This window comes from Actinokineospora sp. PR83, assembly GCF_021056305.1.
GTDB classification, from domain to species: domain Bacteria; phylum Actinomycetota; class Actinomycetes; order Mycobacteriales; family Pseudonocardiaceae; genus Actinokineospora; species Actinokineospora spheciospongiae.
Map to the genome: position 1 here is coordinate 62,490 of NZ_JAJCXD010000005.1, position 9,693 is coordinate 72,182.

Sequence of the window (9,693 nt, forward strand, 5' to 3'; positions counted from 1 at the left end):
AGCTTCTACCCTGTACACCGTGCGACGTGACCCGGCCATCACCTTTCGCGGTGCCCTGCAGATTTTGGGCCACCACGACCGCCCCTGGCTCGACCGGCTCGACTCCCTCCTCGGCGGGGTCGTCCTCGGCTCGGTCGGCGTTCCACCCATCAGCGCCCTGTTCGAGCTGGTCGACCAGAAGAACGAGGCCACCGGTCTGATCCGCCGCGCGTGCGCCGCCGTCTCCGACCGCCTGCTGCGCACGGGCGGCCTCGAACGCCACCAGCTCGTCATCGCCGCCCACACCACGATCGCCGTCTCCGCGCTGTTCGACACGATCGACCGCATCTACCCCGACGCCGCCATCTCCGACGCGGAGAAGCTCGGCCTCGTGACGCGCCAGTGGGACCACAGCGGGGAACCGCTCATCCGCCACCTCTACGACGCCGCCGTGCCAGCGCCCTCGCTCACCGACGGCTTCCACGAGAACGTCGCCAACATCCTCGACTGGGCCGAGCACACCCTACAAGACATCAACTCCTTCCTGCACGGCTTGAAGGTGACTGCCTTCGCCGACACCTCGGAGGTCCTCGCGTCCGTCGAAGGCGCTTACCGCAGCTCCTTCCTCACCCTCGCCGCCACCGTCACGGAGTTCAAGGTCTGGTCCGACCTCGGCGAGCACGCTGCCACCCGCTCCGCCCTGGCGCGGATGGAAAGCCTCCTCGGCGCAGGCACCGCCCTGCCTGCCCGGGATCTGCGCCAGACACTCCGCGACCTCAACCGCGCCGAGCTCTCCCGACCCGTCATCGAGGTCAACGAGGACGGCTACGGCACCGGCGCCGCTTTCCCCTCAGTCGGCGACATCTTCATCACCCCGCGCTTCCGCGCCACCCGGGCGCACCCGCTCGCCCAGTTCGCCAGCGAGACCTGGTGGAAACCCCTGCCCGTGTCGGCGGACCTGGATCTCGCGCTGGCCCGCCACTTCCTCACCGAGGACGCGCTGCGCCGCCCGCTGCTGTTGCTCGGCCACCCGGGCGCCGGGAAGTCGCTGCTCATGAAGGTCCTCGCGGCCCGCCTGCCCGAGCACCACACCGTCATCCGCATCCCGCTGCGCCGCGTCGACGCCAACGTCCACGTGTCGCAGCAGATCAGCCAGGGCCTGTCTCAGGCCACCCACGGCGCGGTGCAGTGGTCGGCGTTGGCCGAGCAGAGCTCCAACTCCCTGCGCGTGGTCATCCTCGACGGCCTCGACGAGTTGCTCCAGGCCACGACGACCGATCGCGCGAGCTACCTCACCGACCTGGTCGAGTTCCAGCGCGTCGAGGCAGCCCTCGGCCATCCGGTCGCCGTCGTCGTCACCTCCCGGGTCCTGGTCGCCGACCACATCCGCATCCCCGAGGGCACCCCCGTGGTGAAGATCGAGGAGTTCGACAAACCCCAGATCACGCTGTGGGTGGAGGCATGGAACGCCCACAACCCGCAGCGCTCCCTGCCTGTCGAAGTCGCGCTCGACCACCTCAACCTGGCTGCCCAACCGCTGCTGCTGCTCATGCTCAGCCTCTACTTCACCGACCCGGCGACGACGGTCGAGAGGGACCTGTCACAGACCGACCTCTACACCCGACTGTTCGACACCTACGCCCGCCGCGAGGTCACCAAACAACGCGGGCACGTCCCGCGCGAGGAGGAGTTGACGGAGGCGGTCGAGGCTCAGATCACCCGCCTGGCCATCGCCGCGCTGGGAATGTTCAACCGGGGCAGGCAGTCCATCAGCGAGGCCGAACTGATCTCCGACCTGCGCACCCTCCAGGAAGAGGTCCCGGACGGCACCCGTGTGCTCGGCGAATTCTTCTTCGTGCACTCTGCCGAAGCCCTGACCGACGTGGTGCACCGCAGCTACGAATTCCTGCACCTGACCTTCGCCGAGTACCTCGTCGCCCGCCACGTCGTCGAGGTACTGCGCGACACCGCCGCGAGCGTCCACGGCCGCCGCAAACGTCAGGCGCCGGACGACGAACTGCTCTACGCGCTGCTCTCACACCAAGTGTTGACCGCCCAACGCCCGGTCTACGAATTTGCAGAAGATCTGCTGCACGCCTTGGGCGAGGACGAGGCCGCCGATGTCGTCGAGGTGCTGGAGCAGCTCATCCCCGTCCGCCGGGCACCGGAGACGAAATTCGGCGAGTACCAACCACTGGGCGCCGACCACATCCGCGCAGCCGCCGCGTACTCGGCCAACCTGCTCCTGCTGCGCGTGGCCTTCGGGAACGCGCACGCGGCGCGTCTCTGGCCGGACGCCGACCCTGACACCCGGTGGCTCTCACTCGTCAACCTCTGGGCGGCAGGTCTGGAACCTACCGCCTACAACTCACTGCACCACGCTGTCCGGCATCACATCGATGGCTTGCGTGACACCCGGCTGAACGTGGAAGACCTCGAATTTCGGGGACACAACCGGGAAAGGACGTTGTTGACAACAGCGAGCCTGGCCCTGCACGACCGATTCCAGTCCGCAACGTCCGAGGAGGTCGTACTCGGCGGGCAGATCAGACTTCTGCTCGGCTACCCGAATGTGAAGATCCTCCGGCGTATGGATCCACACCGGTTCCAGCCCAAGGCGGCGGAGACCCTCGCGGAGTTCGCCTGCTTCGTGCTCGCGGTCCGGGGTGGCCAGTGGTCTCCCAAATTCGCCACAGACTTCCTGCTGTGGCTGCTGAAATTCCCGGCTCCCAGCACCATCGACGACGACACGCTCATCGCGATTCTGTTGCGCTGCTCCACCGCCTTGCACCATGCCAAGGCAGCCCTTTCGCAGGCGGACCCACGCTGGGAGCGACTGTGCGACGCGGCGTTGAGGCACAGCAGTCCGCAGAGGGACGAGGTCCAGCTCTATCTGGACCGCATCGCCGTGCGGTTCCCGGGGGAGTTGATCAGCAAGCCGCCCCGGTGGCCCGAGCCACCGGCATGACGCACAGCACCAGGCCAGCGCGGGCAACGGCGGCCGATCCCCGCGCTGTACGCCCGCGCGGTGAGAGGCGCGCAGCACCAAGACGCCAGTGTGGTTGCCCGGCACGAACGCGTTCCCGTCACGCAGCGCAAGCAGCACGTCCAGCTCCCGGCAGCGCCGATATGCCGTCACGCGGCCGTTGACGGCGGTGGTCTTGAGGTAGCCGCACCAGCGGACCGCGACGAATCCAGTCGGCGTGCCGCAGGGGACACCGCAGGCGCGGGTGGCGTTCAGCACCGCAGAGCGCCACCGCGCCCGGCAGCTCGGCCGCGGCGTTGCCGCTGGCGAACGGTATGAAGTCGAGGACCTGCGAGGTGAACTGCCGCAGGTAGCCATACGAGCCGTTCAGCGCCGCGAAATGCCGTGCTCGCGCGGCAGCAGCACACGAGCACGCCGCGGGCGTCGCGAATCCGCTCAACCGAAGCGAACCGCTCCGGGTCGTCGCGCACCCGACTGACCGCGTCCGCTGCCTTCCTTGCGTCTCCGCCCGCCGTGTTTTCGGAACCGCCGCCATCTTCGGTAGGTCGGGACAACCAGGCGTCAGGCGGCGCGGTCTTCGAATTGTCGTGGGTTCCGGGCGCCTGCTTCCATGCCGTCGCTGATGGCCGCGTCGGCTTCGTGGGTGGGGATGCGGTCGGATACCGCGGAGAGTGGGGAATCGGCGTACACGCCACAGTGCCTGCGGGCTGCCTGTCCAGCTTCTCCGTCAGCAGCTACTGACACCATGACATTCCGCCCTGCCAAACCGACTCCTGCACCAGCGTGACCAGTGCAGGCACAGACGAGATGCCGGATGGCACGCCTGCCGTAGTGCAGCGCCTGTACGACTTTTGTGCGGCACCGATTCCCGGGGCGGCGCCGACCGCCCTTCCCTGCGGCGGTGCCGACCGCCGGTCCCGGGGCGGTCGCGACGCATGCCGCGACCGCCCCGTGTCGGGCGGGCCGGAGCGGTCAGCGGGGTTCGGCCGTCCGCCTCACGACCGGGCGGGGGGCCACGGCGTAGAACTCGGCCGGGTCTTGGGCGAGGCCCGCCTTCGCGGTCCGGCTCCACTCGTCCACGAGGACTTCGACGGCGCCGTCGGTCAGTCCGTCGAGAGCGGCCCCGACGACCTCGCTCGGCTTGAGCATGGGGCCGTCGTGGTCACCCATCATGTCGGTCGCGGCGGCGCCGAGGTGCACCCCCACCACCTGCGTGCCCTGGTCGGCGAGCTCGACGCGCGTGCCCGCGGTCAGGCTCCACTCCGCCGCCTTCGCGGCCGAGTACGACGTGGCCCCGTTCCAGGAGAACCAGGACAGCACCGACAGGACGTTGACGATCGCCCCGCCCCCGTTGCGGCCGAGGGTGTCGGCGAAGGCGCGGGTGACCGCCAGGGTGCCGAAGAAGTGGGTCTCCATCTCCCGGCGGACCTGCGCGAGGTCGCCGCGGATGAGGTTCTGCCCGGTCGCGATCCCGGCGTTGTTGACGAGCAGGGTCACGTCCCCCGCCTGGCGCGCGGCCCGCTCGATGCCCGCCGGGTCGAGCAGGTCCAGGGCCAGGGGCACGACGCCCGGCGTCGTGATGCTGCTGATGTCCCTGGCGGCGGCGTACACCTTCTCGGCGCCGCGCTCGCGAAGCTGCTCGACGAACTCCCGGCCGAGACCCCGGTTGGCCCCGGTGACCAAGGCGACCGATCCCACGATGTCCACGATGGTGTCCTTTCCCGTTGTGGTTCCGACCAAAGGCTAGAATCTGACATGCATGTCAGCTTCAACGAGAAGTGGCGGAGGTCACAGTGATCGAAGAGGGCTCGAGGATGCGCATCGGCGATTTGTCCGCCCGTACGGGGGTCAGCATCCGCTCGCTCCGCTACTACGAGGAGCGCGGCCTGCTGACCTCCACGCGGACGACGGGGGCGCAGCGGTTGTACACCGAGGACTCGGTGGACCGGGTGCGCTTGCTGCGCAGGCTGTTCGACGCGGGCCTGTCGAGCGAGACGATCGCCGCGCTGCTGCCCTGCGTCGACACCCCCGCGGAAGACGTCACCGCGCAGACGCTGGAGGTGATGCGAAGCGAGCGGGAGCGGATCGACGCGCAGATCGCGACCCTGCTCACCACGCGCGACCACCTCGACGCCCTGATGGCCGGGGCGGCGGGCCACCTCGCCCGGCAGCGCGAAGACGCACTCGCCGCCGCCGGATGACGCCGCTTCCCGCCGCCCGGTCGAGGGCCGCGCGGTGGCGGGCCTTCACGTCGAGCTCGGCCCACCGCCGCCTTCGGCACTCCACGACGGCTTCCCCCCGGCGGCGGTGGACGTGATCGCCGGGCCGATCAGCAGGAAGCGGGCCTCTTCGTCGGCCACCGGGCAGTGTTGCGTCCCGCGCGGGACCACGTAGAGGTCGCCGGGGCGCAGCTCGACGTCCCCGGTGCGCAGCCGGATCCGCAGCCTGCCGCTGAGCAGGAGGAACGTCTCGTCCTGGTCGTCGTGCCGGTGCCAGTTCGTGGAGCCGATGCCCTTCGCGACCTTGAACAGGTTGCCGTTGGCCTCGGCGAGGACCCGCTGCGACCAGAACTCGGTGAGTTCGGCCGCCTCGCGGGCCAGATCGATCGCGGTCATGATCGTCCTCCTCGTGGTGAGGTTCCGATCGTGCCGCCGGAGTCGCCGGGGAACCAGTGGTAGGAATGGCGGATGACGCGCGATTCCTACCACCCGGTTCCGGTGGGCCTGCTCCTCGACGAGGGATCGAACCCCTTCGAATTCGCCTGCGTGTGCGAGGTGTTCGGCGCCCGCAGGCGGCCCGAGATCGGGCGGGAGCTCTACGCGCTCCAGGTCATCGCGCCGCGCCGCTCGGTCCCCGTCCGCGATCACCTGTTCACCGTGGGAAGCGCGGCGCCGCTGTCGGCGCTGCGGGACGTCCACACGGTGTTCGTGCCCAACCGGCCCGATGTGGACACTCCGACCCGGCCGTCCGTGCTCACCGCCCTGCGTGACGCGCACGCCCGCGGAGCACGGATCGTCGGGTTGTGCACCGGCGCCTTCACCCTCGCCGAAGCCGGTCTGCTCGACCACCGCCCCGCGACCGTGCACTGGCAGCTCGCGGACGGGTTCCGGCGCCGCTTCCCCGCCGTGGACCTGCGCGAGGACCTGCTCTTCGTCGACGACGGTTCGGTGCTGACCTCGGCGGGCAGCGCGGCCGCCCTCGACCTCGCCCTGCACATCGTCCGCACCGACCACGGCGCGGAAGTCGCCAACGCCGTCAGCAGGCGGCTCGTCTTCTCGACCTACCGGGAAGGGGGCCAGAAGCAGTTCGTCGAGAAACCGGTGCCCGACACCCACCAGCGCTCGCTGAGCAGCACCCTGGCCTGGGCGCGGGGGCGGCTGGACACCCCGCTCACCGTCGCCGACCTCGCCGCGCACGCCTGCCAGAGCATCACCACGGTGCACCGCCGGTTCCGCGCCGAGCTGGGCACGACACCGCTGGCGTGGCTGAACCTGGAACGGGTCGAACTGGCCCGGCGGCTACTGGAAACCGACGCCGGTGGTCTGGACCAGGTGGCGGCCCGCAGCGGACTGGGCACCGCGTCCAACCTCCGCAGGCAGATCCGGCGCAGCACCGGCCTCACGCCCAGTCAGTACCGGGCCGCCTGCTTCCGGCATTCCGGTCCCGATCAGCGAACCGCCGTGCGGTGACCAGCCGGACCCGCGTCGTGCTGGTAATCCTGACCGCGCTCCAGGCGATCGCGCTGGTGACTCGGGGCGGGACGACGTCAACGCTCGTCGGGTTTGCCCTGGTGTTCGGTGAGGACGAGGGAGGAGCCGGTCGGTGCTGGGTCCGCCAGCGGTTCGGCGTCGTAGGTGATGCGAATGACCCCGTCCCCGCCCAGGGCGGCTGTCGCGTTGACACCGAACACCTCCGCGAGGACCGCGGGGGTCAGGGTGTTCAAGACCGGGCCCGCGGCGATGGCGTGTCCTCGGTCGAGGACGACCAGGGAGTCGCAGCAGCGGGCGGCGAGGTCGAGTTCGTGCAGCACGGCGAGGGTGGTGATGCCGAGGCCGCGGACGAGGTCGAGCATTTCGAAGCGGGCGCGGATGTCGAGGTGGTTGGTCAGCTCGTCGAGGACCAGGAGCCGCGGTTGTTGGGCGATGGCCCTGGCGAGGAGGACGCGTTGGCGTTCGCCGCCGGAGAGGGAGCCGATGGTGCGGTGCGCGAAGTCGGCCGTCCCGGTCCGGGTCAGGGCTTCGGCGACCGCGGTCCGGTCGGTCCCCGACTCGCGGCTGAGGAGACCGTGGTGGGGGTTGCGGCCGAGGGCGACGAGTTCGGTGACGGTGAGGCCCGCGGGGTCCGAACCGTCCTGGACGACGGCCGCGGTGCGCTGGGCGGCGGTGCGGGCGGACAGGGAGCGCAGGTCGTCGCCGTCGACCAGGATCGCGCCCGCGGTGGGCCTGATGGAGCGGTAGACGGTGCGCAGCAGGGTGGACTTGCCGCTGCCGTTCGGGCCGACGAGGCCGACGAACTGGCCGGGCCGCACGGTGAGGTCGACCCCGCGCAGGACGGGGGAACCGCTGAGGTCGACGTCGACACCGGTGATCCGCAGTCCCGCGGTGTGGCTCATGTTCCCGCTCCGATGCTCTGGTTGCGGCGCAGCAGCCACAGGAAGAACGGGGCGCCGAAGGCGGCGGTGAAGATGCCGATGGGCAGTTCGTTGGGCGGGTCGACCGTGCGCGAGAGCAGGTCGACGACCACCAGGTAGGTGGCGCCGACCAGGGCGGCCAGCGGGAGGACCCTGCGGTGGTCGAGGCCGACGGTGAGGCGGACGAGGTGCGGGACCATCAGGCCGACGAACCCGATGCCGCCCGCGGCCGCGATCAGGACCCCGGTCACGAGGGAGGACAGGGCCAGCAGGCCGATGCGCAGGGCGCGCACGTCCACGCCGAGGGCGGTGGCCTGTTCGTCGCCCGCGCCGAGGGCGTTGAGCCTGCGGCCGTGGAGCAGGAGAACACCGACCGAGATCAGCACCACGGCGGTGACCACGCCGAGTTGGTCCCAGGTGGCGCCCGCGACGCTGCCCAGCGACCAGAAGACGACCTGGCGCAACTCGTTGGGGTTGGCGCGCAGTTGCAGGTAGCTGGTGGCGGCCAGCAGCAGGTAGCCGACGGCCACCCCGGCCAGCACGACCCGCGTCGGGGCCAGCCTGCCGCGTTGCTGCCCGAGGGCGAACACCAGGGTGATGGCCAGGGCGGCGCCGAGGAACGCCGCGAAGGAGGTGCCGAGGCCGCCGATGACACCACCGGCGCCGACGATCACCAGGACCGCCCCGAAGGAGGCACCCGAGGACAGGCCGAGGACGTACGGGTCGGCCAGCGGGTTGTTCACCAGCGCCTGGAGCACGACCCCCGCGACGGACAGCCCGGCGCCGCACAGCAGGGCCAGGACCACGCGCGGGAGCCGGTACCCCCAGACGATCTGGTCGAGCGCGGGGTCGAGCCCGCCGGTGTCGCCGGTCAGGTGGCCGACCACGGTCCGCCAGGTGTCGCCCAGCGGGACCGTGACCGGGCCGACGCAGGCGGCGGCGAGCGCCACGAGGACCAGCGCGCCGCCCGCGCCGATGAGCAGCGGGGCGAGGCGGGCTCCGCTGAGCGGTGCCTGGCCCGGCCGCCGCCGGGCTGCCCGCGCCTCAGGACCCATCGGCGTGGAGCAGGTCGGCGATCTTGTCGACCGCGACGTCGTTGCTGGGTCCGAAGTAGACGGAGTCGGACAGGATCAGGAAGCGCTGGTTCTTCGCGGCCTCCCACTGCGGGAACTGCGCGAGGATCTTCTTCGCCGAGCCCTCGGGGTCGGGGTTCATGTAGTTGACGACGATGACCGCGTCGATGGCGGTGGTGGCGAGCTTCTCCTTGCTCACCGTGGCGAACATGGTGCCCGCGGGGTCGTCGAACGGGTTGGCACCGCCCGCCTTGGCGAGCACGTCGTTCCACACCCCGGCCGCGGCGATCGAGCTGAAGTCGTCGGCGCCCATGCCGGGGAACACCAGCAGCACGTTCTTGGTGGGTTTGCCCGCCACCGCCGCGGTGGCTTCCTCGATCCTCTTCTTCGACTCGGCGATGACCTGCTCGGCCCTGCCGGGGACGTCGAAGATCTTGCCGAGGTCGCGCAGCAGCGCGTAGCTGTCCTCGATCGTCGGTGTTCCGGCGACCGTCCCGGTGGCACCGCAGGACACACCCGGTACGTACGTGTTGGCCTTGATCCCGGCCAGGTCGTCTCGGGTGGCGAACCCGGTCTCGCTGGAGAAGCCGCCCTCGTAGGTGGAGATGACGAAGTCGGGGCGCAGGCCGAGCATCGCCTCGCGCGGGATGTCCTGCTGCGCGTTGAGCGCCACCCCGCCGGTGGGCAGCGCCTTGATCGCCTCCGCCCGGCCGGGTACGTCGGAGGCGCCGTAGGACTGGGCATTGGCCACCACGCTGCCCTGCACACCGAGGGCGAGGATGCTGGACACCTCGGCGACGGAGCCGCCGTTCATCAGCACCACGCGGCTGGGCGCCTTGTCGAAGGTGTAGTCCTTGCCGCAGTTGCTGATCGTGACCGGGTACTGCGTCTTGCCCTCACCCGCGGCCCGGGCGGCGTCACCGCTCGCCCCGGTACCGGTGGTTCCGGTCCCGCACGCGGCGGCACCGAGGGCGACCACGGTCACGGCCAGGGTGACGAGGGGTCTCACGAACATGGTGCACCTT

8 protein-coding genes are annotated in these 9,693 nt (G+C 70.5%); 3 read left to right on the forward strand and 5 right to left on the reverse strand.

Going from position 1 to position 9,693, the window contains the following annotated elements:
• Positions 1-19: 19 nt before the first annotated feature.
• Positions 20-2,947, forward strand: coding sequence for an NACHT domain-containing NTPase (locus tag L6E12_RS01475; RefSeq protein WP_236226041.1), 2,928 nt, complete (start codon positions 20-22; stop codon positions 2,945-2,947).
• Positions 2,948-3,937: 990 nt separating this feature from the next.
• Here L6E12_RS01475 and L6E12_RS01480 read toward each other — a convergent pair.
• A complete protein-coding gene (locus L6E12_RS01480; protein ID WP_236226042.1) occupies positions 3,938-4,672 on the reverse strand; it encodes an SDR family oxidoreductase in 735 nt (244 codons plus the stop codon).
• Positions 4,673-4,779: 107 nt separating this feature from the next.
• Between L6E12_RS01480 and L6E12_RS01485 the strand changes: the two genes are divergently transcribed.
• On the forward strand, positions 4,780-5,166 hold the full coding sequence (locus tag L6E12_RS01485; RefSeq protein WP_236226043.1) for a MerR family transcriptional regulator: 387 nt from the start codon (positions 4,780-4,782) through the stop codon (positions 5,164-5,166).
• 45 nt (positions 5,167-5,211) lie between these two features.
• On the opposite strand, the gene L6E12_RS01490 is transcribed toward L6E12_RS01485, so the two are convergent.
• Positions 5,212-5,580, reverse strand: coding sequence for a cupin domain-containing protein (locus tag L6E12_RS01490; RefSeq protein WP_236226044.1), 369 nt, complete (start codon positions 5,578-5,580; stop codon positions 5,212-5,214).
• Positions 5,581-5,652: 72 nt separating this feature from the next.
• Between L6E12_RS01490 and L6E12_RS01495 the strand changes: the two genes are divergently transcribed.
• Positions 5,653-6,654, forward strand: a complete 1,002-nt coding sequence (locus tag L6E12_RS01495; protein ID WP_236226045.1) for a GlxA family transcriptional regulator — start codon at positions 5,653-5,655, stop codon at positions 6,652-6,654.
• 77 nt (positions 6,655-6,731) lie between these two features.
• On the opposite strand, the gene L6E12_RS01500 is transcribed toward L6E12_RS01495, so the two are convergent.
• Genes L6E12_RS01500 through L6E12_RS01510 form a run of 3 tightly spaced genes read right to left on the reverse strand, consistent with a single transcriptional unit; the run spans position 6,732 to position 9,683 of the window.
• Positions 6,732-7,577, reverse strand: a complete 846-nt coding sequence (locus L6E12_RS01500) for an ABC transporter ATP-binding protein (protein WP_236226046.1) — start codon at positions 7,575-7,577, stop codon at positions 6,732-6,734.
• Entirely contained in the window at positions 7,574-8,650 is a 1,077-nt protein-coding gene (locus L6E12_RS01505) for an iron ABC transporter permease (protein WP_236226047.1), read from the reverse strand. The genes L6E12_RS01500 and L6E12_RS01505 overlap by 4 nt, the downstream gene beginning before the upstream one ends.
• Complete coding sequence (locus L6E12_RS01510; protein ID WP_236226048.1) at positions 8,640-9,683, reverse strand: ABC transporter substrate-binding protein; 1,044 nt, start codon at positions 9,681-9,683, stop codon at positions 8,640-8,642. Before L6E12_RS01510 ends, L6E12_RS01505 begins: the two co-directional genes overlap by 11 nt.
• Positions 9,684-9,693: the final 10 nt, after the last annotated feature.

Excerpts from the sequence above, each read along its gene's own strand:
- L6E12_RS01485 (WP_236226043.1), top strand. The coding sequence starts at position 4,780 with ATGCGCATCGGCGATTTGTCCGCCCGTACGGGGGTCAGCATCCGCTCG.
- L6E12_RS01510 (WP_236226048.1), bottom strand. The coding sequence starts at position 9,683 with ATGTTCGTGAGACCCCTCGTCACCCTGGCCGTGACCGTGGTCGCCCTC.
- L6E12_RS01500 (WP_236226046.1), bottom strand. The coding sequence starts at position 7,577 with ATGAGCCACACCGCGGGACTGCGGATCACCGGTGTCGACGTCGACCTC.
- L6E12_RS01490 (WP_236226044.1), bottom strand. The coding sequence starts at position 5,580 with ATGACCGCGATCGATCTGGCCCGCGAGGCGGCCGAACTCACCGAGTTC.
- L6E12_RS01495 (WP_236226045.1), top strand. The coding sequence starts at position 5,653 with ATGACGCGCGATTCCTACCACCCGGTTCCGGTGGGCCTGCTCCTCGAC.
- L6E12_RS01505 (WP_236226047.1), bottom strand. The coding sequence starts at position 8,650 with ATGGGTCCTGAGGCGCGGGCAGCCCGGCGGCGGCCGGGCCAGGCACCG.